Source organism: Pseudomonas sp. NFACC13-1, assembly GCF_900104425.1.
Classification (GTDB): domain Bacteria; phylum Pseudomonadota; class Gammaproteobacteria; order Pseudomonadales; family Pseudomonadaceae; genus Aquipseudomonas; species Aquipseudomonas fluorescens_AA.
The window spans coordinates 102,493-124,692 of sequence record NZ_FMXV01000011.1 but is presented as its reverse complement, the minus strand read 5'-3'; the positions used below and the strand labels follow the sequence as shown (position 1 = coordinate 124,692).

General features: G+C 60.8%; 22 protein-coding genes, 1 tRNA gene and 4 pseudogenes. 18 read left to right on the top strand and 9 right to left on the bottom strand.

Annotated elements, in window-relative coordinates; translation table 11 throughout:
- Positions 1-30: 30 nt before the first annotated feature.
- Complete coding sequence (locus BLQ55_RS15660; RefSeq protein WP_092204429.1) at positions 31-972, bottom strand: CAF17-like 4Fe-4S cluster assembly/insertion protein YgfZ; 942 nt, start codon at positions 970-972, stop codon at positions 31-33.
- A 149-nt stretch (positions 973-1,121) separates the two neighbouring features.
- On the opposite strand from BLQ55_RS15660, the gene BLQ55_RS15655 reads away from it, so the two are divergent.
- Positions 1,122-1,376, top strand: a complete 255-nt coding sequence (locus BLQ55_RS15655) for an FAD assembly factor SdhE (RefSeq protein ID WP_003184348.1) — start codon at positions 1,122-1,124, stop codon at positions 1,374-1,376.
- On the top strand, positions 1,360-1,812 hold the full coding sequence (locus tag BLQ55_RS15650; RefSeq protein WP_092255003.1) for a protein YgfX: 453 nt from the start codon (positions 1,360-1,362) through the stop codon (positions 1,810-1,812). Before BLQ55_RS15655 ends, BLQ55_RS15650 begins: the two co-directional genes overlap by 17 nt.
- On the opposite strand, the gene nadB is transcribed toward BLQ55_RS15650, so the two are convergent.
- Positions 1,781-3,397, bottom strand: a complete 1,617-nt coding sequence (gene nadB, locus BLQ55_RS15645; RefSeq protein ID WP_092204431.1) for an L-aspartate oxidase — start codon at positions 3,395-3,397, stop codon at positions 1,781-1,783. The two genes, BLQ55_RS15650 and nadB, sit on opposite strands and share 32 nt — an antisense overlap.
- 559 nt (positions 3,398-3,956) lie before the next feature.
- On the opposite strand from nadB, the pseudogene rpoE reads away from it, so the two are divergent.
- The 4 genes and pseudogenes from rpoE (at position 3,957) to BLQ55_RS15620 (ending at position 7,783) form a co-directional block, all read left to right on the top strand.
- A pseudogene (gene rpoE, locus BLQ55_RS15640) lies at positions 3,957-4,539 on the top strand (RNA polymerase sigma factor RpoE).
- Positions 4,540-4,570: 31 nt separating this feature from the next.
- The gene (locus tag BLQ55_RS15635; RefSeq protein WP_014337028.1) at positions 4,571-5,158 is read left to right on the top strand and encodes a sigma-E factor negative regulatory protein; all 588 of its coding nucleotides are present in this window, start codon (positions 4,571-4,573) and stop codon (positions 5,156-5,158) included.
- Between the two features lie 12 nt (positions 5,159-5,170).
- Positions 5,171-6,118, top strand: coding sequence for a MucB/RseB C-terminal domain-containing protein (locus tag BLQ55_RS15630; protein WP_092204433.1), 948 nt, complete (start codon positions 5,171-5,173; stop codon positions 6,116-6,118).
- 234 nt (positions 6,119-6,352) lie between these two features.
- Positions 6,353-7,783, top strand: a complete 1,431-nt coding sequence (locus tag BLQ55_RS15620; RefSeq protein ID WP_092204434.1) for a DegQ family serine endoprotease — start codon at positions 6,353-6,355, stop codon at positions 7,781-7,783.
- A 60-nt stretch (positions 7,784-7,843) separates the two neighbouring features.
- Here BLQ55_RS15620 and BLQ55_RS15615 read toward each other — a convergent pair whose 3' ends face one another.
- Positions 7,844-9,277, bottom strand: coding sequence for a M48 family metalloprotease (locus BLQ55_RS15615; protein WP_092204435.1), 1,434 nt, complete (start codon positions 9,275-9,277; stop codon positions 7,844-7,846).
- A gap of 98 nt (positions 9,278-9,375) precedes the next feature.
- Here BLQ55_RS15615 and BLQ55_RS15610 point away from each other — a divergent pair, with 98 nt between their 5' ends.
- The gene (locus BLQ55_RS15610) at positions 9,376-9,615 is read left to right on the top strand and encodes a sulfurtransferase TusA family protein (RefSeq protein ID WP_053120054.1); all 240 of its coding nucleotides are present in this window, start codon (positions 9,376-9,378) and stop codon (positions 9,613-9,615) included.
- A gap of 32 nt (positions 9,616-9,647) precedes the next feature.
- Positions 9,648-10,718, top strand: a complete 1,071-nt coding sequence (locus BLQ55_RS15605; protein WP_092204436.1) for an AI-2E family transporter — start codon at positions 9,648-9,650, stop codon at positions 10,716-10,718.
- A 130-nt stretch (positions 10,719-10,848) separates the two neighbouring features.
- Here the strand turns inward: BLQ55_RS15605 and BLQ55_RS15600 are convergent, their stop codons facing one another.
- Positions 10,849-11,322: a peroxiredoxin gene (locus BLQ55_RS15600; RefSeq protein WP_092255000.1), complete on the bottom strand. Its 474-nt coding sequence runs from the start codon at positions 11,320-11,322 to the stop codon at positions 10,849-10,851.
- A gap of 10 nt (positions 11,323-11,332) precedes the next feature.
- Positions 11,333-11,893, bottom strand: coding sequence for a glycine cleavage system transcriptional repressor (locus tag BLQ55_RS15595; protein ID WP_003184325.1), 561 nt, complete (start codon positions 11,891-11,893; stop codon positions 11,333-11,335).
- Between the two features lie 315 nt (positions 11,894-12,208).
- Between BLQ55_RS15595 and dapA the strand changes: the two genes are divergently transcribed.
- The 5 genes from dapA (at position 12,209) to BLQ55_RS15570 (ending at position 15,897) form a co-directional block, all read left to right on the top strand.
- The gene (gene dapA, locus BLQ55_RS15590; RefSeq protein ID WP_060738759.1) at positions 12,209-13,087 is read left to right on the top strand and encodes a 4-hydroxy-tetrahydrodipicolinate synthase; all 879 of its coding nucleotides are present in this window, start codon (positions 12,209-12,211) and stop codon (positions 13,085-13,087) included.
- A gap of 17 nt (positions 13,088-13,104) precedes the next feature.
- The gene (gene bamC / locus BLQ55_RS15585) at positions 13,105-14,220 is read left to right on the top strand and encodes an outer membrane protein assembly factor BamC (RefSeq protein WP_092254997.1); all 1,116 of its coding nucleotides are present in this window, start codon (positions 13,105-13,107) and stop codon (positions 14,218-14,220) included.
- Positions 14,221-14,224: 4 nt separating this feature from the next.
- On the top strand, positions 14,225-14,983 hold the full coding sequence (locus BLQ55_RS15580) for an MBL fold metallo-hydrolase (RefSeq protein ID WP_060738757.1): 759 nt from the start codon (positions 14,225-14,227) through the stop codon (positions 14,981-14,983).
- 27 nt (positions 14,984-15,010) lie between these two features.
- Positions 15,011-15,724 (top strand): phosphoribosylaminoimidazolesuccinocarboxamide synthase, encoded by a 714-nt coding sequence (gene purC / locus BLQ55_RS15575; protein ID WP_057449754.1) that lies wholly within the window; start codon positions 15,011-15,013, stop codon positions 15,722-15,724.
- An 83-nt stretch (positions 15,725-15,807) separates the two neighbouring features.
- Positions 15,808-15,897 (top strand) — tRNA-Ser (locus tag BLQ55_RS15570).
- 445 nt (positions 15,898-16,342) lie between these two features.
- Here the strand turns inward: BLQ55_RS15570 and BLQ55_RS32540 are convergent.
- A pseudogene (locus BLQ55_RS32540) lies at positions 16,343-16,499 on the bottom strand (short-chain dehydrogenase); the annotation flags it as partial.
- Positions 16,500-16,685: 186 nt separating this feature from the next.
- Between BLQ55_RS32540 and BLQ55_RS32895 the strand changes: the two are divergent.
- The 3 genes and pseudogenes from BLQ55_RS32895 to BLQ55_RS32535 all read left to right on the top strand — a co-directional run.
- Positions 16,686-17,507, top strand: a pseudogene (locus BLQ55_RS32895) (MCP four helix bundle domain-containing protein); the annotation flags it as partial.
- 69 nt (positions 17,508-17,576) lie between these two features.
- A complete protein-coding gene (locus BLQ55_RS32890) occupies positions 17,577-18,365 on the top strand; it encodes a methyl-accepting chemotaxis protein (protein WP_371128537.1) in 789 nt (262 codons plus the stop codon).
- 13 nt (positions 18,366-18,378) lie between these two features.
- Positions 18,379-18,483, top strand: a pseudogene (locus tag BLQ55_RS32535) (dioxygenase); the annotation flags it as partial.
- Between the two features lie 53 nt (positions 18,484-18,536).
- Here BLQ55_RS32535 and BLQ55_RS15555 read toward each other — a convergent pair.
- The 3 genes from BLQ55_RS15555 to BLQ55_RS15545 form a co-directional block, all read right to left on the bottom strand.
- Complete coding sequence (locus tag BLQ55_RS15555; RefSeq protein ID WP_092204441.1) at positions 18,537-18,905, bottom strand: cupin domain-containing protein; 369 nt, start codon at positions 18,903-18,905, stop codon at positions 18,537-18,539.
- 99 nt (positions 18,906-19,004) lie between these two features.
- Positions 19,005-19,811 (bottom strand): AraC family transcriptional regulator, encoded by an 807-nt coding sequence (locus tag BLQ55_RS15550; RefSeq protein WP_092254994.1) that lies wholly within the window; start codon positions 19,809-19,811, stop codon positions 19,005-19,007.
- Between the two features lie 207 nt (positions 19,812-20,018).
- Entirely contained in the window at positions 20,019-20,210 is a 192-nt protein-coding gene (locus BLQ55_RS15545; protein WP_092204443.1) for a YegP family protein, read from the bottom strand.
- A gap of 297 nt (positions 20,211-20,507) precedes the next feature.
- Here BLQ55_RS15545 and BLQ55_RS15540 point away from each other — a divergent pair, with 297 nt between their 5' ends.
- Positions 20,508-21,476, top strand: coding sequence for a glycosyltransferase family 2 protein (locus BLQ55_RS15540; RefSeq protein ID WP_092204444.1), 969 nt, complete (start codon positions 20,508-20,510; stop codon positions 21,474-21,476).
- Positions 21,477-21,478: 2 nt separating this feature from the next.
- Positions 21,479-22,189, top strand: coding sequence for a class I SAM-dependent methyltransferase (locus tag BLQ55_RS15535; RefSeq protein ID WP_092254991.1), 711 nt, complete (start codon positions 21,479-21,481; stop codon positions 22,187-22,189).
- Positions 22,190-22,200 lie beyond the last annotated feature (11 nt).

The window sequence follows — 22,200 nt, the reverse complement described above, 5'->3', positions numbered from 1 at the left end:
TTCTCTAGGGTGTTGCGACAAATGCTGCGATCAGCGCTGGATTTCGCGGTCGCGGTCCAGTTCGTAAGGCAGGTCCAACAATTGAAGGCGAGGGCCTTCCAAGGCACCGAGGTGCAGATTGTCATCTTCTGCAGCTTCGGCCTGTAATACCGCCAGCAGTTCAATGTTTCCTTCGCCGCGGGCGGCAATCACCACTTCGCCGATGGAACTGCCGTGAGTGGGGGAGAACAGCGCCGTGCCGGGTTCCGGCAGTTCGCTGGCGTCCAGTTGCAGGCGATACAGGCGTCGCTTGAGCTTGCCCAGGTATTGCATGCGCGCGACGATTTCCTGGCCGGTGTAGCAGCCTTTCTTGAAGCTGACGCCGCCGACGGCCTGCAGGTTGAGCATCTGTGGGATGAACAGTTCGCGGGTGGTTGGCATGACCTGGCCGATCCCGGCACGGACCTGGCCCAGCAGCCAGGGGTTCAGGTCCGCCTCGGCCAGCTCCGCGCCCAGGCGGGTTCGCAGTGCCTGTGCCTGTTCGGCGGGTGCCCAGAGCTCGGCGCGGCCGGGAGACACGCGGATGGCGATCAAGGCTTCATGGCGCGCCACGCTGTCGGTGTCGCTCGGCAGTTCTAGGCCCAGTCCAGCCAGGGCATCGTCGGCATTTTCCAGGCCGAAGCGAACCCAGGCGGCGCTTTCGTCGGTGAGCTTGGATTTGGAGAACACGGCGTATTTTTTCAGGTCCGCCAATTGCGGTTCGAGCAGTTCGGTGGCCATGGCCATCAACACACCGTCGCCTTCGAGCAGGATGCGGAAGCTCGATTGCATCCGGCCTTTCTGCGTGCAGCGGGCGCCGAGGCTGGCCCGGTTGTCGCTCAGGTAGTCGAGGTTGCAGGTCAATTGGCCTTGCAGGAATTTGCTGGCATCCACGCCGCGGACCGCAAGGACGCCTTCGTGGGACAGGGTGCAGAAAAAAGCGAAATCAGCCATGGGTCATCGCAGGGTAAAAAGTCTGGTAGACATCATAAGGGGACGCCCTTGAAATGGGTAGTTCACAAAGGATCGGTGGTGCCTGACCAAAGCCGTCTGTCGCGCTGTGGCGAGGCCTGTATACTTGCGCTCTATTTGAGGAGCGCTCCATGGTCGAAGATGTTGAACTGAATCGCCTCTACTGGCACAGCCGCCGCGGCATGCTTGAGCTGGACGTGTTGCTGGTGCCGTTCGTTAAAGAGGTTTACCCCCACCTCAATGAAGTGGACCGTGCATGCTACGTCCGCCTGCTCGAATGCGAGGATCAGGACATGTTCGGCTGGTTCATGGAGCGCAGCGAGTCCGAAGACCCCGAGTTGCAGCGCATGGTCCGGATGATCCTGGACCGTGTCCAACCTAAGTAATCGCTTCGAATGCCGCTGGCAGGCCTCCGGGCAACTGCTGGCGGCCTATCTGCTGGCCCAGGTGTTCGCCCTGGGTTCGTTGTTGCTGTTGTCCATCGCGTCCTGGTGCGCCGCGCTTGGCATTATCGTGTGCCTGGCCCATGGCGCCTGGGCGATCCCCCGGCATGTGGTGCTGACCCATCGCCGGGCCTTTTGCGGATTGCGCCGCAATGCCGCTGGCTGGCAGCTCTGGAGCCGGGCCGATGGCTGGCGGGCTGTGCAGTTGCGCCCCGATAGTCTGGCGCTGCCGCTGATCATCGTGCTGCGTTTCCGATTGCAGGGTGAGCGACGGGTCCGATCGCTGTGCGTGCTCCGCGACGCGCTGGCGCCGGATGTCCATCGGCGCCTGCGGGTGCGGCTCAGGTTCAGTCGGCGTAGGTGGGCGGCACCAGGATAGTGTCCAGTGCCTCGGGCAGCAGGTTCGGGTAGTCGAGGGTGTAATGCAGCCCCCGGCTTTCCTTGCGTTCCATGGCCGAGCGAATCATCAGTTCCGCCACCTGGGCCAGGTTGCGCAGTTCGATCAGGTCGCGGCTGACTTTGTAGTTGCTGTAGAACTCGTCGATCTCATCCAGCAGCAAGCGCACCCGATGCTGTGCCCGTTGCAGGCGTTTGTTGGTGCGTACGATGCCCACGTAGTCCCACATGAAGCGCCGCAGTTCATCCCAGTTGTGGGCAATGATCACGTCTTCGTCCGAGTCGGTGACCTGGCTGGCGTCCCACGAGGGCAGGGCGACCGGAATGGCGATCTGCGGCAGTTGCTCGAGGATGTCTGCCGCCGCCGAACGGGCGTAGACGAAACATTCCAGCAGCGAATTGCTGGCCATGCGATTGGCGCCGTGCAGGCCGGTGAAGCTGGTTTCGCCAATGGCATACAGGCCAGGCACGTCGGTGCGGCCGTGTTGGTCGACCATCACGCCGCCGCAGGTATAGTGCGCCGCTGGCACCACCGGGATTGGTTGTTTGGTGATGTCGATGGAAAACTCCAGGCAGCGCTCGTACACCGTCGGGAAGTGGCTCTTGATGAACGCTTCGGGCTTGTGGCTGATGTCCAGGTAGACGCAATCGATACCCAGGCGCTTCATTTCGTGGTCGATGGCCCGGGCGACGATGTCGCGCGGCGCCAGTTCGGCGCGCGGATCGAAGCGTTGCATGAAGCGTTCGCCGTTGGGGAGCTTCAAATGGGCCCCTTCGCCACGCAGGGCCTCGGTCACCAGGAAGCTCTTGGCCAGTGGGTGATAGAGGCAGGTGGGGTGGAACTGATTGAACTCCAGGTTCGCCACCCGGCAACCCGAACGCCAGGCCATGGCGATGCCGTCGCCGCAAGCGCCGTCGGGGTTGCTGGTATAGAGGTAGACTTTCGCCGCGCCACCGGACGCCAGGACGACGAAGCGCGCGCCGTAGGTGTCGACTTCGCCGGTGCCGCGATTGAGCACGTAGGCGCCCAGGCAGCGGTCACCGTCCAGGCCCAGGCGTTTTTGGGTGATCAGGTCGACCGCGACGCGCTGTTCCAGCAATTCGATGTTCGGTCGTAATCGCGCCTGGGCGAGCAGGGTCTTGAAGATCGCCGCCCCCGTGGCGTCGGCCGCGTGGATGATGCGCCGATGGCTATGGCCGCCTTCGCGGGTCAGATGGAACTCGAAACCGCCGTCTTCGGTGCCCGATTGTTCGTCACGGGTAAACGGCACGCCCTGGTCGATCAGCCACTGGATGGCTTCCCGGCTGTGCTCGACGGTGAAACGCACCGCTTGCGGATCGCAAAGGCCACCGCCGGCGTTGAGGGTGTCGTCGACATGGGATTCAATGGTGTCGGTATCGTCCAGCACGGCGGCGACACCGCCCTGGGCCCAGAAGGTCGAACCGTTGGCCAGATCGCCCTTGCTCAGCACTGCGATGCGCAAATGCGCAGGCAAGGTCAGCGCCAGGCTCAATCCGGCGGCTCCGCTGCCGATTACCAGAACATCGTGTTGAAACTGTTGGCTCATTCGAATGGTTTCCGCTCAAGGCGACCCGGGTCGGGGTTGGCGCCAGACACCGCTTCAACGGGTCGGGCAGCCACGCAGCCCACTAGTATATAGAGGGGGGGATCGGCACAATAGTCGGGCATTCATGGCAATGTGAAACCAGCGTGACAGAAAAGCGACCCGCTTCGTCGGATCATCCGCTTGGCTTTGAGCCGATAAAGGCGGCCGTTTCGAGGACAGAACGCTGTTTATCACGTCATGGGGGCCTGATATTCAGTTCATGGTGGTGTAAATAGCGGGAACTTTTGCCAAGCGCCTACGTTCAATAGACGGTTGTCTGCAAAAGGGAGCAGCGTCGGGTTGGTGCAAGATTTCGATTGGAATCTCGGCCGACAGACCCGATGACAGATTATTCGCGCAGCCGGGGAATCTCCTGCTGCGTTTTTCGTGCGTGCCGAGATCAGAGCGCGCCGGAAACTTGCTTGGAAGGGGGAGAACTTTTGCGAAAAGCCCGAGTCTATGTTTGCAAGCCCGGTCAATTAGTAATGCAAGCCTCCTTCGAGCTTATCGAGGAGTGTTCATGCTAACCCAGGAAGAGGATCAGCAGCTGGTCGAGCGGGTCCAACGCGGCGACAAGCGAGCTTTCGATCTGCTAGTGCTGAAATACCAGCACAAAATTCTCGGGTTGATCGTGCGTTTCGTGCACGACACCCATGAAGCGCAGGATGTCGCTCAGGAAGCCTTCATCAAGGCCTACCGCGCACTTGGTAATTTCCGCGGGGACAGCGCGTTTTACACGTGGCTTTACCGCATCGCCATTAACACGGCGAAAAACTATCTGGTTTCACGCGGCCGCCGGCCGCCGGATAGTGACGTAAGTTCTGAAGATGCCGAGTTCTATGATGGCGATCATGGCCTCAAGGATCTCGAATCACCGGAACGTGCGTTGCTGCGGGATGAGATTGAAGGCACCGTCCATCGAACCATCCAGCAACTGCCTGAAGATTTGCGGTACGGCTTTAACTTTACGTGAATTCGACGGTCTGAGTTACGAAGACATTGCGAGCGTCATGCAATGTCCTGTGGGCACCGTGCGCTCCCGGATTTTCCGCGCTCGGGAGGCCATCGATAAAGCCCTGCAACCCTTGTTGCAGGAAAACTAGAGACAGCGGCGACAGCCAAGAGAGGAACGCCATGAGTCGTGAAGCCCTGCAGGAATCGCTGTCCGCAGTTATGGACAACGAAGCGGACGAACTTGAATTGCGTCGGGTACTGAATGCCTTCGACGATGTTGAAACACGTGAGACCTGGGCTCGTTACCAGATCGCCCGGGCTGTCATGCACAAGGATTTGCTGCTTCCACGCCTGGACATCGCCGCGGCCGTTTCTGCTGCATTGGCTGACGAAGCCGTACCGGCAAAAGCCTCACGCGGACCATGGCGCAGCCTGGGTCGCCTGGCGGTAGCCGCGTCGGTCACCGTTGCCGTATTGGCCGGTGTGCGCCTGTACAACCAGGATGAGATTGCCGGCGTGCAAATGGCGCAGCAGTCCAACCAGCCTGGCTTGGCCGCTCCACAGGTCAAGGGCCCAGCGGTATTGGCCGGTTACAGCGAAGGTTCGGAAACCGCGGGCCCGATGGTCAACGGTGTTCTGCAAGGCCAGCCCGGCTGGCATGATCAGCGTCTGCCCAACTACCTGCGTCAGCATGCCCAGCAAGCTGCCCTGAAAGGTACCGAAAGCGCGCTGCCTTACGCCCGTGCCGCCAGCCTGGAAAACCGTTAATAAGGAAAACCATTGCGCGCCATACCTCTCTTCACGCTTATGCTTGGTGGCTGGTGTGCGATTCCAGCCCATGCCGATGAGGCTCAGGACTGGTTGAGCCGCCTGAGTCAAGCCGAGCAACAGCAGAGCTTCCAGGGCACTTTCGTTTACGAGCGCAACGGTAGTTTTTCTACGCATAACATCTGGCATCGCGTCCAGGATGGCAAGGTCCGCGAGCGGTTACTCCAGCTCGACGGCTCGGCACAGGAAGTCCTGCGCATTGATGGGCATACTCAATGCGTCAGCGGCTCCTTGATCGCGGGGCTGGGCAATGCGCCGGACGGCACTTCACGTGCGCTCGATCCGCAAAAACTCAAGAATTGGTATGACCTTGCCGTCGTAGGCAAGTCGCGCGTGGCCGGGCGTCAAGCGGTCATCGTGGCGTTGACGCCCAAGGACCAGCATCGTTATGGCTTCGAGCTGCACCTGGACAAAGAGACCGGCCTGCCGCTCAAGTCCCTGTTGCTCAATGACAAGGGCCAGTTGCTCGAACGTTTCCAGTTCACTCGCTTGAACGTCGCAGTGCCCACGGACGGTGAGCTGCAAGCCAGCGCCGAATGCAAGGCTGTCGCGCAGGATCCCGGCAAGGCCGTTGCGGTGAAAGCCGCCTGGCACTCGGACTGGTTGCCGCCCGGCTTTGAACTGACCAGCAGTGCCATGCGCAAAGACCCGGACACCCAGATCCAGGTCAGCAGCTTGATGTACGACGATGGCCTGGCACGCTTCTCGGTGTTCCTGGAGCCGTTGAACGGTGCCAATGCCACCGATACCCGTACTCAACTCGGTCCGACGGCTGCCGTCTCCCGCAGGCTCACGACGCCACAGGGCGAAATGATGGTCACGGTGGTCGGTGAGATTCCTATCGGTACGGCGGAACGGATCGCGCTTTCCATGCGCTCCGACGTCACCGCGACTCAATAGCCGGTTGACGGCGCGGGTGATTCGATTGCGCGAGAGGCTGATGACGCCAGGGCTTGATCGAAATGCCGAAACTTCCTGTCAGCATTTTCATTTGCAAAAACCCAGCTTTTTTTCTATAGGTCAGAGCCGCTCGGCTCTGGCCTTGTCTGTTCCCGGAACAAAAATACCGGCGTATCTTTCCCTGGTATTCCTTGCTCCATATCGCTTAACCATGCTCGTCGTAACGGGAGCCGTATGTCGATACCACGCTTGAAAACCTATCTCTCCATCTTTGCCACCGTGCTTGTGCTCGGCCAGGCCGTTCCTGCCGTGGCGGTCGAATTGCCTGATTTCACGCAACTGGTCGAGCAGGCTTCACCCGCCGTGGTGAACATCAGCACGACCCAGAAGCTGCCGGATCGCCGTGTATCGGACCAGCAGATGCCGGACCTGGAAGGCTTGCCGCCGATGCTGCGGGAGTTCTTCGAGCGTGGCATGCCACAACAACCCCGTTCGCCCGGCGGTGGCCGTCAGCGCGAAGCCCAATCCCTGGGGTCGGGCTTCATCATTTCGCCTGATGGCTACATCCTGACCAACAACCATGTGATCGCCGATGCCGACGAAATCCTGGTTCGCCTGGCCGACCGCAGCGAGCTCAAGGCCAAGCTGATCGGCACCGACCCACGTTCCGACGTGGCGCTGTTGAAAATCGAGGCCAAGGACCTGCCGGTGCTCAAACTGGGTAAATCCCAGGACCTGAAAGCCGGCCAATGGGTCGTTGCCATCGGTTCGCCGTTCGGCTTCGACCACACCGTGACCCAGGGTATTGTCAGTGCCATCGGTCGCAGCCTGCCGAACGAAAACTACGTGCCGTTCATCCAGACCGACGTACCGATAAATCCGGGTAACTCCGGTGGCCCGCTGTTCAACCTCAACGGTGAAGTGGTCGGTATCAATTCCCAGATCTACACCCGTTCGGGCGGCTTCATGGGCGTGTCGTTCGCGATTCCGATCGACGTTGCCCTGGACGTGTCCAACCAACTGAAGAGCGAAGGCAAGGTCAGCCGTGGCTGGTTGGGGGTGGTGATCCAGGAAGTGAACAAGGACCTGGCCGAGTCGTTCGGGCTGGATAAACCCGCCGGTGCGCTGGTGGCGCAGATCCAGGAAGGTGGCCCGGCTGCCAAGGGCGGTCTGCAAGTGGGTGACGTGATTCTGAGCATGAATGGTCAGCCGATCATCATGTCCGCCGACCTGCCGCACCTGGTGGGGGCCCTCAAGGCTGGCTCCAAGGCCAATCTGGAAGTGATTCGCGAGGGCAAGCGCAAGAATGTCGAGTTGACCGTCGGGGCCATTCCTGAAGAGGGCAAGGAGCTGGATTCGCTGCCCAAGTCCGGCGTCGAGCGCAGCAGCAACCGCCTGGGCGTGGCCGTGGCAGAGCTGACCGAAGAGCAGAAGCGCACCCTGGAGCTCCAGGGCGGTGTGGTGATCAAGGAAGTGCAGGACGGTCCTGCCGCGTTGATCGGTCTTCAACCGGGCGACATCATCACGCACCTGAACAACCAGGCCATCGGTTCGGCCAAGGAGTTCACCGACATTGCCAAGGCATTGCCGAAGAATCGTTCGGTATCGATGCGGGTCCTGCGACAGGGCCGTGCGAGCTTCATCACCTTCAAGCTGGCCGAATGATCGGTTAGCCACTAAAAAAACCGCCTCGAAAGAGGCGGTTTTTTTACGCCTGGCGAATGCTCAGCCCATCATGTCCTTGACCATGCGTTCCTGCTCCATGAGTTCCCGCTGGCGGGCATCGATGCGCGACGACAGGGGGAAATTGGTGCCGGCGCGCCGTTTGGCGAAGTCCAGTTGCTGGATGGCCTGACGGTAGTCGCCCACCAGGGCGAAATACTCGGCACGGGCCTGATGCAGGCCAATGATGTTGCCTGACAGCCCGCGGGTCTCGGCCACCATGTACCAGATGTCCGGATCGTCCGGGCGCGACTTGAGCAAGGTTTCCAGGGCTTTCTCGGCATCGGCGGGGCGGTTCTGCTTGAGCAGCAGGTCGACGCGTACCTGGTTCAGCGGATAGTTGCCCGGGTACTGGCTCAGCATCCGGTCGACGCGGGATTGAGCGTCGGCCAGTTTGTTGCTGGTGATGTCCAGGTCCACCTGGGCGAGGTTGTAGATGATCTCGTTGGGCGATTTGGCCAGTAACGGCTTGAGATTCTCCCGTGCGTCATTCAACTGGCCGCCCTTGATCTGCGCGATCGCCAGGCCATAGCGGGCCACGTCGTTCTTCGGGTTCTCATCCAGCTGTGCCCGGAAACGCTTGGCGCCCAGGCCCGGGGTTTCTTCGTAGGTCAGTTGGACCCGCGCGCGAATCAGTTGATAGCGCACACTGTCTTCGATGCCGCCCGGCCTGGCCTGTTCGGCGCGGTTGCGGGTGTCGGCGATCCGCGATTCGGTCACCGGGTGAGTCAGCAGGAATTCCGGCGGCCTGGCGTCGAACCGGTACTGGCGCATCAGGCGCTCGAACATGGTTGGCATGGACCGCGGGTCGTAGCCGGCCTTCTCGAGGTTCTGGATGCCGATGCGATCGGCTTCCTGTTCGTTCTGGCGCGAGAAGCGCCGTTGTTCCTGGATGGCGGCGGCCTGGGTCCCGGCGATGGCCGCGATCCCGGCGTCACCGCCACCGGCGGCGGCAATCACGATGCCAGCCAGCAGCGCCGCCATCATCGGCACCTGCATGCGTTGCTGGGCTTCGACGCCGCGGGCGAAGTGGCGTTGTGACAAGTGCGCCAGTTCGTGGGCCATGACCGAGGCGTATTCGCCTTCGGTCTGCGCGTTGAGGAACAGGCCGCCGTTGACCCCGACGATGCCGCCCGGTGCGGCGAAGGCGTTGAGCTGCGGGCTGTTGATCAGGATGAACTCCAGGCGCCGGTCGTTGACCTGGCTGGTTTCCACCAGCTTGTACACGCTGGTTTCGACGTAGTCCTTGAGCTGTGGATCGTTGAGCTGTGAAACCTGGCTGCGCAGCAGGGCCAGCCAGGCGCGGCCCAGTTGGTGCTCCTGTTCTGGCGAGACGATGGCAGAACTGGCATCGCCAAGTGACGGCAAGTCGTCGGCGAAGCCCGGTGAGGCAAGCAGGCAAGCGAGCGTCAGCAGGGTGGGGCGCAGAAATGTCATGCACGAAGCCTTAGTTGACAAAGACCCTACTGTAGCCGGACACCGGGCCCGGGACCAGATATTCTAGGCCGCTCAACGACCTGCCGCGGAGCGAACCCATGACTGATGCTGTAGCCCACGATGCCGAACTGGACGCCAGCGGCCTGAATTGTCCGTTGCCGTTGCTCAAGGCCAAGCTGGAACTCAACCGCCTGGCCAGCGGCAGTGTGCTCAAGGTGATCGCCACGGATGCGGGCTCGCAACGTGACTTTCGCACCTTCGCCCGATTGGCCGGTCATACGCTGCTGCGTGAAGAAGACGAAAACGGCGTCTACCGTTACTGGCTGAAAAAGGCCTGAAAAGAACCGATAGCGTCTCTTAAGGATTTTTAATGTTCAAAGTGTTACGCGATTGGATTCAGCGCTACTTCTCCGATGAAGAGGCGGTGGTTCTGGCAGTGCTGCTGTTCCTGGCGTTTACCGCCGTGCTGACCCTGGGCGGCATGCTGGCACCGGTGCTGGCGGGAATGGTGCTGGCGTATCTCATGCAGGGGCTGGTCACGACGCTGGAGCGTTTGCGGCTGCCCGGCGCTGCGGCAGTCGGGCTGGTGTTTGCCCTGTTCATGGGCGTGCTGGTGGTGTTTATCGTGGTTATCGTACCGTTGCTCTGGCACCAGTTGGTGACCTTGTTCAACGAGTTGCCGGGGATGCTCGCCAAGTGGCAGTCCCTGCTATTGCTGCTGCCTGAGCGTTATCCACACCTGGTGTCCGACGAGCAGGTTTTGCAGACCATCGAAGTGGTACGCGGCGAGATCGGCAAGTTCGGCCAATGGGCCCTGACGTTCTCGCTGTCCAGCCTGCCGCTTCTGGTCAACATCATGATCTACCTGGTGCTGGTACCGATCCTGGTGTTCTTCTTCCTCAAGGACCGGGAAATGATCGGGCGTTGGGTGCGTGGCTACCTGCCTCGTGAGCGTGCGCTGATCACTCGAGTGGCCCAGGAGATGAATCGGCAGATCGCCAATTACATTCGCGGAAAAGTCATCGAGATTTTCATCTGCGGCGGTGTGACCTATATCGGTTTCGTGACCATGGGGCTCAACTACGCCGCCCTGCTGGCGCTGCTGGTGGGCATTTCAGTGGTGGTGCCTTACGTCGGCACCGTGGTGGTGACCGTGCCGGTGGCCTTGATTGCGCTGTTCCAGTGGGGCTGGAGCGATCAGTTCATCTACCTGATGGCGGTCTACGGGATCATCCAGACCCTGGACGGCAACGTGCTGGTGCCGCTGTTGTTCTCCGAGGCGGTGAACCTGCATCCGGTGGCGATCATCTGTGCGGTGCTGCTGTTTGGCGGGCTGTGGGGATTCTGGGGGGTGTTCTTTGCGATTCCCCTGGCGACGCTGTTCAAGGCGGTGCTGGATGCGTGGCCGAGCAAGGAGCCGGTTGTCGCGCCGCTGTTGTAGCTTTGACCGATGGGGTGAGGCGGATGGCCTCATCGCGAGCAAGCTCGCTCCCACACTGGATTGGTGATGTTAATCAATCGGTGTGGGAGCGAGCTTGCTCGCGATAGCGCCAGTAAATGCAGCGAAAGTTTCAGCCCTTGTTGAGGGCCTGGGCCGCCGCCAGCACCGCATCCACATGCCCCGGCACCTTCACGCCACGCCATTCCTGGCGCAGCACGCCGTTCTTGTCGATCAGGAAGGTGCTGCGATCAACGCCCAGGTATTCCTTGCCGTAGAGCTTCTTCAGCTTGATCACGTCGAACAGCTGGCAGACCGTCTCGTCCTTGTCGCTGATCAGTTCGAACGGGAACTCCTGCTTGCACTTGAAGTTCTCGTGGGACTTGAGACTGTCCCGGGAGACGCCGAGCACTTCGGTGTTGGCGGCCTGGAATTGCGCGTACTGATCGCGAAAGCCCTGGCCTTCGGTGGTGCAGCCGGGAGTGCTGTCCTTGGGGTAGAAATAGATCACCACCTGCTTGCCCTTGAGGGCGGCGAGGCTGATGGTCTGCCCGCTGGTGGCGGGCGCCTGGAAATCGGTAACCGGCTGGTCGACGGCAACGGTCATGAACGCTTCCTTACATTGGGTTTTGTGGGCGCCACGGTTCGATCAGGGCATCCAGGTTCATCGCATCGGCGAAGTCCAGGAACTGATCGCGCAGCCAGCTGATCTGGGTGCCGGCGGGCAGGGTCACGGTGAACGTGGCGTTGAGCATGGTGCCGCCGGTCTGTGGGGCCTGATAGGTGTCGCAGGTCAGGTTCTCCAGCTCGACGTGGTGGTCCATGAAGAACTGGCACAGCTCGTTGATGATGTCCGGACGGTAGGCCGAGCTCACGTAGGCCACATAGGGCAGGGCCTGTGGACGGTTCTCCAGGGCGGCGCTGCGCACGACGTTGACGGTAAAGGCATGCTTCTTGGCCAGCACCGGCAGGCTGCCTTCCAGGCGCGCCAGGGCGTCCCAGCTGCCGGAGATCTCGAGCACGAGTGCACTGCATTCGCCATGGCGGGTCAGGCGTGAGGTCACGACGGCGCAGCGATTTTCATGGCTGGCGCGGCACAGGACGTTAGTCAGCTCCATGGGGTTGGCGCCAAGGGCACTGATAACAAGGAATTGTTCGCGGACTGTGGGGGTGGACATGCAGCATTCCTAAAGCGATGAGCGGTCGGTACCTTTGCCGCTCGACACAGCGCCCGGCCCGGGAAAACGAACGGCTCAAGCCTTGTGCCCGGGGTTGCGCTGCATTCCGCGACAGCGGGAAAGCACCAGGACAAACCCGGGATCGGGGCTTGTGGCGTCGAAAACGGAGGCTGGAAACCGGCGTATGAGCTTGTCGGTACCGATCAAAGCCTGAAGGGTAGCGAAAACCATCGCCCAGGGGAATGGTAGTTCGCTTGTACAAGCATCTTGGCGCCAGTACCATTACCGCTCTCTTTTTCCGGCAGGAGCGGTTTCATGATTGCGGGCAGTATGGTGGCACTGGTCACACCCATGGATGCACAAGGGCATCTTGACTGGGCCAGCCTCAGCAAACTCGTGGACTTCCACCTTGAGAACGGCACCCATGCCATTGTCGCCGTCGGTACCACCGGCGAGTCGGCAACCCTCGACGTCAATGAGCACATCGAAGTCATCCGTGCCGTGGTCAAGCAGGTCAACGGTCGCATCCCCGTCATCGCCGGTACCGGCGCCAACTCGACTCGCGAAGCCGTCGAGCTGACCCGCAACGCCAAGGAAGCCGGTGCCGACGCCTGCCTGCTGGTCGTCCCGTACTACAACAAGCCGACCCAGGAAGGCTTGTACCAGCACTTCAAGCACATCGCCGAAGCCGTCGACATCCCGCAGATCCTCTATAACGTTCCTGGCCGCACCTCCTGCGACATGCAGGCCGAGACCGTGATCCGCCTGTCCACCGTGCCGAACATCATCGGCATCAAGGAAGCCACCGGCGACATGAAGCGCGCCAAGGCCATCCTCGATGGCGTGAGCAAGGACTTCATCGTGCTGTCCGGGGATGATCCGACAGCGGTGGAGCTGATCCTGCTGGGTGGCAAGGGCAACATCTCCGTCACCGCCAACGTTGCCCCGCGCGAAATGGCCGACCTGTGCGAGGCCGCGCTCAAGGGCGACGCCGAGACCGCTCGGGCCATCAACGAAAAACTGATGCCGCTGCACAAGGACCTGTTCATCGAGGCCAACCCGATTCCGGTGAAGTGGGCCTTGGTCGAAATGGGCCTGATGCACGAAGGCATCCGCTTGCCACTGACCTGGCTGAGCACCCCCTGTCACGAACCGCTGCGGCAGGCCCTGCGCCAGTCCGGCGTCCTGGTTTAATTGAGGAAGTACAACGCATGAAGCGAATGGCCGGACTTTCCGCACTTGCCTTGATTATCTCCAGCACCAGCGGCTGCGGATGGATCTGGGGACCGGAAGGTTACTTCCGCGACCGTGGTAGCGATTACCTGCAAGCGCAACAGACTGCACCGATGCAACTGCCGCAAGACGTCAACATCGCCAAGCGCCTGGATCCGCTGCTGCCGATTCCGCGCAACGTCGCGGACGACAGCGTCAAGGGCGAATACGTCGTCCCTCGTCCGCAGCCGCTGTCGGCCGTGGCCGACGCCAGCGACTACACCCTGCAGAAGAGTGGCGATTCCAGCTGGGTCATGGGCCAGCATCCGCCAGCCGAAGTCTGGCCGGTGGCGATCCAGTTCTTCCAGGACAACGGTTTCCGCCTGGACGAACAGCGCCCGCAGACCGGCGAGTTCACCACCACCTGGCAGCGCTCCGATGAACTGTCCGCCGCCATGGCCAAGCGCTTGAGCGCCGCCGGTGTCGCGGCCGACAGCGAAACCCGCGTGCGGGTGCGTATCGAGCCGGGCGTGCAGCGCAACACCAGTGAAATCTATGTGGTCAGCGCCGAGCGTCCTGCCGGCAGCACCGCCGACGTGGCCTTCACCAACCGTTCGGTCAACACCGGCCTCGACGCTGCGCTGGTGGATGACATGCTCGCCAGCATGAGCCGTACGGCGGAGCAGGGTGGTTCGGTCTCGATGCTGGCATCCAAGGAATTCGATGCGCCGAGCCGCGTCAGCCTGAGCGAAGACGGCAGCGGCAACCCGGTGCTCAACGTCGGCTCCGACCTGGACCGTGCCTGGTCGAGCGTTGGTCGTGCGCTGGAACAGGGTGAGTGGCGCGTCGAGGACATCAACCGCAGCCTGGGCCTGTACTACATCAACCTCGCCGAGAAGGCCGAGAAGAAAGACGACAAGCCTGGCTTCTTCAGTGGCCTGTTCGGCAGCAAGCCGGACAAGGAAGAGATCGAAGCCCGGGCCGAGCGTTACCAGGTTCGCCTGAGCAAGGTCGGCGAAAGCGTCCAGGTCACTGTCGAGAAGAACATCAACACCGTGGCGCCGGCCGATGTGGCCCGCAAGGTATTGAGCGTGATTCAGGATAACCTGGGCTGATCCGATGCGTTTTGCCGTTCTCGGCAGCGGTAGCCAGGGCAACGGCACGCTGGTCGCCAGTGCTGGCACGTACGTGTTGGTCGATTGTGGTTTCTCCCTGCGGGAAACCGAGAAACGCCTGTTGCGCCTGGGTGTGCACCCGGCGCAACTGAGCGCGATACTTGTGACCCACGAGCATGCCGACCACGTGCATGGCGTGGGTTTGCTGTCTCGGCGCTACAATCTGCCGGTGTACCTGAGTCGTGGGACACTGGCAGGCCTGCGCAAGCCCATCGAGCCAGCCGGCTTCGTGGTCGGTGGCGAGCAACTGCGTATCGGTAGCCTGGACATCAGCGTGGTCAGTGTGGCGCACGATGCCCGGGAACCGACGCAATATGTATTCAGCGACGGCGAGCGGCGCTTCGGGCTGCTCACCGACCTGGGGTCGTATTGCGACAGGGTGATGGACAGTTACCGGGACCTCGATGCATTGATGATCGAGTCCAACCACTGCCGTGACATGCTGGCCCGTGGTTACTACCCGTACTTCCTCAAGCAGCGGGTAGGCGGGGAGCACGGACATTTGAACAACCACCAGGCCGCGTTCCTGGTGGCCGAGTTGGGCTGGCAAGGCCTGCAACATCTGGTCCTGGCCCATCTGAGCAGCAAGAACAACCTGCCGCAGCTGGCCCGGCAATGTTTCGTCGACACCCTCGGGTGCGACCCGGACTGGCTGCAACTGGCCGATCAAGATTCAGGGCTCGACTGGCGACATATCGCCTAGCCCACTACTTAGCAAGCGGAGCCCATCATGGAAAAACGTGAAGAACTCTACCGCGGCAAAGCCAAGTCGGTTTACAAGACCGACGACGCTGACCGCTTGATCCTGCTGTTTCGTAACGACACCTCGGCGTTCGACGGCAAGCGCATCGAACAGCTGGACCGCAAGGGCATGGTGAACAACAAGTTCAACGCCTTCATCATGCAAAAACTCGAAGCCGCCGGCGTGCCGACCCAGTTCGACAAGCTGCTGGGCGACAACGAATGCCTGGTCAAGAAGCTGGACATGATCCCGGTCGAATGCGTCGTGCGTAACTACGCCGCCGGCAGCCTGGTCAAGCGCCTGGGCGTGGAAGAGGGCATGAAGCTCAACCCCTACACCTTCGAGCTGTTCCTGAAGGACGACGCCAAGGGCGACCCGTTCATCAACGAATCCCACGTCGTGGCATTCGGTTGGGGCACCACCGAGCAACTGGCCCGCATGAAGGAATTGTCCCTCAAGGTCAATGAGGTGCTGACCAAGCTGTTCGACGACGCCGGCCTGCTGCTGGTGGACTTCAAGCTTGAATTCGGCGTGTTCAGCGACGGTTCCATCGTCCTGGGCGACGAGTTCAGCCCGGACGGCTGCCGCCTGTGGGACAAGGACACCAAGAAGAAGATGGACAAGGACCGCTTCCGCCAGGGCCTCGGTGACGTCATCGAAGCCTACGAAGAAGTCGCCCAGCGCCTGGGTGTACCGCTGTAATCGACGCAAGCATCTGATAGCACGGAAAAAAATTCGCTCGGGGGTTCGCTTCCGGCGAATGTGCTGGTATGATGCGCGCCACTGGAGAGATGCCGGAGTGGCCGAACGGGACGGATTCGAAATCCGTTGTACTGGCGACAGTACCTAGGGTTCAAATCCCTATCTCTCCGCCATTATTGAATACGACTAAGCCCCTGAAATGGTTGAACATTTCAGGGGCTTTTTCGTTTGGTTTGGCGGGCAAAGGACTCGCCATGACGCCGTCTCAGCCTCAGGAGATGGCCCATTAAATAGGATGCTGGAGAAAGATTGGGGCAGACCACAATTGTGAATTCATATGTAATCAGCCTGCCTCTAATCGTGTCCCCGTTCTCTGCTGATCCGCTTGTAATCGATCCGGGCAAGCCGGAGGGGCTTCAGCATCGTGAATGAGGCTCGCCCCTGACTAAATGGCCCTCTGTGAGAGTCTAATACCAGTCAGTTAACCCCCAAATCCGTGGGAGCAAAGCTTGCTCGCGATTGGGGTGAGCCAGTCGACAACGGCATTGACCGGTCTGCCGTCATCGCGAGCAAGCTTTGCTCCCACAGGTTGTGTGTCGTTCGATCCTTAGACTGGCATTACCTGTGAGAGGCCGGCTCCGCATCCAAGCGCCGAGCTATGACATCGAGTACGTCGCAGCCATCCCTAGGGAATGCAGCTCAGTTGTGCAAAGTCCTGGAGGACCACTGAGTCACTCGGAATGTCTCCTCGCATTGCGAGGTTCTCTAAAAGCTGGAGAAATCATCAATCAGATGATGAGTCAGAAAATTCTCTAAATTATGTGGGCGGGAAATGTCAGAAAACTCCCCGCAGCTATTGCCTCCCCCCGCCTTTTTTTATCCCGCACGACCCCCTCCGCAACCTGCATGATCACAGCCCAAGGCTTTGTAACAATTGGACTAATGGTCTATAGCTCAAGGCATGGCTGCCGATAGGCAAGTTAATCCCCATGAAAGGAGTCACCCCATGCCACGGTTTTTCGCCGATCTGGGCTTTCGCTGGAAAATCACTCTGCCCATTGGGTTTCTGGCGCTGTTGTTGGTACTGATGGGGTGGTCGGGCATGCGTGGCATCGGCCAGGTGACTGAATCGAGCACGCAGTTGACCAAGCGCTACCTGCCGGCCATCAGCCTGCTGCTCAACGCGGATCGCGATCTCTACCAGGCCTTTGTGGCCGAGCGAAGCCTGCTCGGGGGCAATGCCGGCAGTCATGCCGAGGCGCTGCGTGCCAGTCATCGGGACAATCTGAAGCAAGCTTATGATCGTGTGCAGAAATATGCCGCGATGCAACCCAGTGCCGAGGCGTTGGCGCTGGTCAGTCAGTTCAACGATCGCTTTGCACAGTGGTCGCAGGTTTCGCGACAGGTGGTCGAGCAGGCCGCGAGCAATCCGCAGGCGGCCAGTGCGCTGAGTTTTGGTGACGGCGAAAGTAAGTTCGACACCATGCGTGATGCCATCGACAAGCTGGGTGAGCTGGAAGACGAAGCGTCGCTGCGCGAGGGGCAAGCGGCGATTGACCATGGCCAGGCGGTTGGGATACAGCAGGGCGGTATTCTGCTGATCGGCCTGCTGGGATGCATCCTGCTGATTGTTGTCTTGCCAATGGTCGTGCTGCGCCCCATGCGCCGCCTGTTGCATCGGGTCGAACAGATCGCCGAGGGCGGCGGCGATCTGAAAGGCCGTCTCGAAGTGCGTTCAGCTGATGAACTGGGGCAGCTTGGCAGTGCGTTCAACCGATTCCTCGATAAACTGCAACCGCTGATTGCCGAAGTGGGCCGGGTAACCGGCGAGGTCGATGCCGCGGCGCGCGCCATGGCCACGATGGCGGCGACCAACGATCGGTTGATCAGCAGCGAACATGCAGCCCTCGACCAGGTCAGTACCGCCGCGACCCAGATGAGCGCGGCTGTGCATGAGGTAGCCCATAACGCCGTGAACGCGTCGGACGCCGCGCAGCAAGCCAGTAGCCAGTCTCGCGACGGCACCGAGGTCGTCAATAACACCATCGAGTCGATCCGCCAGTTGGCCCAGGAAGTGGAGAGCGCTTCGGGCACGATCGAGGCACTGGCCCAGGAAACCTCCAGCATCGGCGCCGTGCTCGAAGTGATTCGGGGCATTGCCGAACAGACCAACCTGCTCGCGCTGAACGCGGCCATCGAGGCGGCACGGGCGGGTGAGCAAGGCCGCGGTTTCGCTGTCGTGGCCGACGAAGTCAGGGCCTTGGCGGCACGCACCCAGGACTCGACCAAGGACATTCAGGTGCGCATCGAGCGCTTGCAAAACGGTGTCGCCAAGGCCGTGCAAGCCATGCATGTGGGCAGCAGCAAGGCCCGGGACAGCGTCGAGCGCGCCGCAGGGGTCGATCAGGTGCTCAGCGGTACCAGCGGCTCTATCCAGCGGATCAACGACATGGCCGCTCAAATCGCCAACGCGTGTGAGGAGCAGAGCAGTGTCACCGAAGAGATCGCCCGCAACATCTCCGACATCCGCGACTTGTCCAACGAAGCGGCATCCAATTCCGCCCAGAGCATGCAGGCCAGTCAGCAGCTTTCGAGCCTGTCGAGAAACCTGGCGGAACTGACCGGCCGCTTCCGCACCTGAAGCCGGTGGTGTCGTGTCTACTGACGACCTCCTGGAAGCCCTGCATCAGCAGGGCTTTGTCCTGATGCCCGGTGTGTTGGATGCCGGGCAGATCGCCGACCTGTGTTGGCCGATCGATGCAGGTGTGTTGGGCGACCACCAGGAAGCTGAATACGATTGAGCCTGGCTCAGTCAGATCCAGACGTCGTTGACCGCCGTTCGCTCATTGGTTTCTTCGCCGGTATTGATCACGCCGCGAGGCTCGATCAACAGCAGTTTCACTTCCCGGGCGGCGCTGGGCTTATGTTCCACACCTTTTTTGACCACGTACATCTCGCCCGGGCCAATCGTCACTGCGCCGTCGCGAAAGTCGATACGCAGCTCGCCCTCCAGCACGATGAAGGTTTCATCCGTATCGGCATGGGCGTGCCAGATGAAGTCGCCTTCGAGCCGGGCGAGCTTGAATTGGTAGTCGTTCATTTCGGCCACGACTTTCGGCGTCCACTGTTCCTGGAACAGGGTGTATTTCTGGGCGAAGTTGATGGGGGCGTAACGGGTCATCGAGGCATCTCCTTGGTGGGTGGTGCGTCCTACTTTATTGTTCGAACCAGCGTGCGTATTGGATGATCGTGCAGCTTTTTGCGCTGCCAGGTCGCTGTCTTAGCGCAGCATGTTCAGCCAGCGTGCCGGTGAAATACCGAAGGCCTGGGTATGCAACCGGGTCATGTGGCTCTGATCGAAAAAACCACAGGCCAGGGCCACTTCGCTCAATGGCGTACCGTGGAAGGCCAGGCGCCGGGCTTCGCTCAAGCGGCGCTGGGTGATGTAGCGGTAGGGGCTGGTGCCGTACAGCGCCCGGAAATCCCGGGACAGACTCCATCGGTCCCTGCCGCTTGCCTGCACCAGATCGTCCAGGGTGATCACCTGGTCGAGGGCATCGTGGATGAACAGACGGGCACGTTCCGCCGCCGGGTAGTCGATCAGCCGCCGTCCGCGCCTGTTGCCCGCCGCAACGTCGAGGGCCTGGGCCACATCGTAGATGGCGTCCTCTTCCTCCAGCGGGTCGAGGGGATGATCCAGGCTGTTCAACAATCGACGGGTCGCGATGTTGAGGTGAGGATCGCTGGACAATCCACCTTCGATGAAAGGCAGCGGCTTGCCCCCCAACACCTGCTGGATCACCGACGGCTCTATATAGAACATCCGGTAGCGAAAGCCATCGCGGGTCCCTGCTTCGCCATCGTGCACCTCGTCCGGGTGCAGGACGATGGTGCCGCCGGGTTGGCTATGACGCTTGCTGTGGCGATAGTTGAAGCTCTGGACGCCCGAAAGCGTGATGCCGATGGCGTAGGTGTCATGGCGATGGGTGGTGTAGCCGTGCCCGCTGAAGTAAGCCTCGATGCGTTCCATTTTCCTCGATTCGGGCGCCCGCACCAGCCAGTCGCGGTTGTGGGTGGATCGAGTCATTGCACCGGCCTCCTGTTTTCGTCCGTATACCCTACCTGCCTGGCAACCATCGTCACAGCAAAAAAAGAATCGGTGTAGGCGCTGTCGAGTGCAACGAGGCTGCGATCTTTTCCCTGACACTTGAATCTCAAGCGAAAGATCAAGATCAAGATCAAGATCAAAAGATCGCAGGCTTCGCCAGCGCCTACGGACCCCGCCTGGCGCTGTTCAGATTTCTTTTACGGGCGTCTCGTCATGGACGTTCTTGATCAACCTGACGGCGTGAAGGCAGTCACTCTTGTTCACATAGGCTTCGCCACTGGCGATCGTTTCGTGGTTGCCGGCTCTCAAGCGCCAGCGCCATTGGCCTTTTCCGGTGCTCGGGGTGCCTCGGGTCTGTCGATAGATTTCAAAATACATCGGTTCGCTCCCTGCGATTCATTCACTCAAGACATGCGTTGAACATGTGGCTGCAAGCCTAGCCAAGTGGTTGGTTTTGGCTATGGGAAATTCGTTTCCATTGGTTATCAGATATTGCTGGGCAGGGGCCCTGATCGGAAGTTAGACCGTTTCCAGGGGGAAAGTCATGTTGCGAACATGTAGTCGGCTGAAGTTCTGACTTGATCCTTGCGTTGCCCTGCCTGGTCCTGCTTAATACGGTTCGACGCCCAGGGCCGGAAGCCCGATGGGACTGACTATAAGAAAAAGAGCCATCAAGTGACTGAATATCCAGGAGCGGATCTGCAAGGTCGTCTAGCGCTTTCGCTCGTCATTCCGGTCTATAACGAAGCCCAGTCCATCGAATTGTTCATGGCCAGGATCGAGCAGGTCTTTGCCCGTGAATCGCTGGTGAGCCTGGAACTGGTGTTCGTTAACGACGGCAGCGTGGACGATACGTTGGCGCTGCTGCTGGACAGGCAGAAGGCCGACCCGCGTATCCGCATCGTCGACCTGAGTCGCAACTTCGGCAAGGAAGCAGCATTGAGCGCCGGCCTGCAAGCCGCCCGTGGCCAGGCGGTGGTGCCGATCGACGTCGATTTGCAGGACCCTCCCGAAGTGATCCTGGAAATGATCACCCACTGGCGCAACGGCGCCGAAGTGGTGCTGGGGCATCGGATCAATCGCGACTCCGACTCCTGGGCCAAACAGGTTTCCGCCAACGGGTTCTACCGGCTGCACAACAAAATCGCCGACCACAAGTTGCCGGAGAATGTCGGCGATTTCCGCTTGATGGATCGCTGTGTGGTCGATGCCCTTCTAACCTTGCCTGAATCGCGCCGCTTCATGAAAGGGCTGTTTGCCTGGGTGGGGTTCCGGACCACCCACGTGGACTACGTCAGGCCTGAGCGGTCCGCCGGTGAAAGCAAGTTCAATGGCTGGCGCCTGTGGAATTTTGCCCTGGAAGGCATCACCAGCTTCAGCACCGAACCGCTGCGTATCTGGACATACCTGGGGCTTTGCGTCTCGCTGGTGTCCTTTGCGTTCGCCATATTCATCGTGTTGCGGACCCTGATTTCCGGGGTCGACCTGCCGGGCTATGCCTCGCTGATGGTCGCGGTCACGTTCCTGGGCGGACTGCAACTGATCGGTATCGGCGTGCTGGGGGAATACCTGGGCCGCACCTATATCGAATCCAAGCGTCGGCCGGTTTTCCTGGTGCGACGCATCTATGACGCCAAGGACTGACCATGGACCTGAAGGAAACCGACATCCTCGGTCCCGATATCGAGCAGCATTGGTACTACCGATCGAAAGCGCGGGCCATGCTCCACCTGCTCAAGGGCACCTCGGCCAGTACGTTGCTGGACGTGGGCGCCGGCTCGGGCTTTTTTTCCCATCACCTGCTGACCCATACCGCAACGGCCCAGGCCTGGTGCGTGGACATCAGCTATCCGGCCGACTCCGACGCCAGCACCGCCGGTAAACCGGTCCGCTACCGACGCGCCATCGACGCGCTGGACGCCGACCTGGTGTTGCTGATGGATGTGTTGGAGCACGTGGATGATGACGTGGGCCTGCTCAAGGCCTACGTCGACAAAGTGCCGTCCGGCAGCCGCTTCCTGATCACTGTGCCGGCGTTCCAGTTTCTCTGGAGCGGGCATGACGATTTTCTCGAGCACAAGCGCCGCTATACCCTCAGACAACTGGAAAGCGTCGTGGCGCAGGCCGGTTTGCGGGTCCAGCAAGGGGCGTATTACTTCGGCCTGGTATTTCCCATTGCCGCCGGCCTGCGCCTGTTGCAGCGCAAGGCCTCCGGGGCACCGGCCAAATCGCAGCTTGCGCGGCATCATCCGCTGGTCAATGGCGTGTTGAGGGCATTGTGCAGCCTGGAGCGTCCGTTCATGGGAGCCAATCGTATCGCCGGCCTGACAGTATTCTGCCTGGCGCAGAAGCCGTGACCTGGACGCAC

Excerpts from the sequence above, each read along its gene's own strand:
- purC (WP_057449754.1), top strand. The coding sequence starts at position 15,011 with ATGGAAAAACGTGAAGAACTCTACCGCGGCAAAGCCAAGTCGGTTTAC.
- BLQ55_RS15655 (WP_003184348.1), top strand. The coding sequence starts at position 1,122 with ATGGTCGAAGATGTTGAACTGAATCGCCTCTACTGGCACAGCCGCCGC.
- dapA (WP_060738759.1), top strand. The coding sequence starts at position 12,209 with ATGATTGCGGGCAGTATGGTGGCACTGGTCACACCCATGGATGCACAA.
- BLQ55_RS15580 (WP_060738757.1), top strand. The coding sequence starts at position 14,225 with ATGCGTTTTGCCGTTCTCGGCAGCGGTAGCCAGGGCAACGGCACGCTG.
- BLQ55_RS15550 (WP_092254994.1), bottom strand. The coding sequence starts at position 19,811 with ATGACTCGATCCACCCACAACCGCGACTGGCTGGTGCGGGCGCCCGAA.
- BLQ55_RS15615 (WP_092204435.1), bottom strand. The coding sequence starts at position 9,277 with ATGACATTTCTGCGCCCCACCCTGCTGACGCTCGCTTGCCTGCTTGCC.
- BLQ55_RS15555 (WP_092204441.1), bottom strand. The coding sequence starts at position 18,905 with ATGACCCGTTACGCCCCCATCAACTTCGCCCAGAAATACACCCTGTTC.
- BLQ55_RS15600 (WP_092255000.1), bottom strand. The coding sequence starts at position 11,322 with ATGACCGTTGCCGTCGACCAGCCGGTTACCGATTTCCAGGCGCCCGCC.
- BLQ55_RS15545 (WP_092204443.1), bottom strand. The coding sequence starts at position 20,210 with ATGTATTTTGAAATCTATCGACAGACCCGAGGCACCCCGAGCACCGGA.
- BLQ55_RS15595 (WP_003184325.1), bottom strand. The coding sequence starts at position 11,893 with ATGTCCACCCCCACAGTCCGCGAACAATTCCTTGTTATCAGTGCCCTT.
- BLQ55_RS15535 (WP_092254991.1), top strand. The coding sequence starts at position 21,479 with ATGGACCTGAAGGAAACCGACATCCTCGGTCCCGATATCGAGCAGCAT.
- BLQ55_RS15620 (WP_092204434.1), top strand. The coding sequence starts at position 6,353 with ATGTCGATACCACGCTTGAAAACCTATCTCTCCATCTTTGCCACCGTG.
- BLQ55_RS32890 (WP_371128537.1), top strand. The coding sequence starts at position 17,577 with ATGGCCACGATGGCGGCGACCAACGATCGGTTGATCAGCAGCGAACAT.
- BLQ55_RS15635 (WP_014337028.1), top strand. The coding sequence starts at position 4,571 with ATGAGTCGTGAAGCCCTGCAGGAATCGCTGTCCGCAGTTATGGACAAC.
- BLQ55_RS15610 (WP_053120054.1), top strand. The coding sequence starts at position 9,376 with ATGACTGATGCTGTAGCCCACGATGCCGAACTGGACGCCAGCGGCCTG.
- BLQ55_RS15660 (WP_092204429.1), bottom strand. The coding sequence starts at position 972 with ATGGCTGATTTCGCTTTTTTCTGCACCCTGTCCCACGAAGGCGTCCTT.
- bamC (WP_092254997.1), top strand. The coding sequence starts at position 13,105 with ATGAAGCGAATGGCCGGACTTTCCGCACTTGCCTTGATTATCTCCAGC.
- BLQ55_RS15605 (WP_092204436.1), top strand. The coding sequence starts at position 9,648 with ATGTTCAAAGTGTTACGCGATTGGATTCAGCGCTACTTCTCCGATGAA.
- nadB (WP_092204431.1), bottom strand. The coding sequence starts at position 3,397 with ATGAGCCAACAGTTTCAACACGATGTTCTGGTAATCGGCAGCGGAGCC.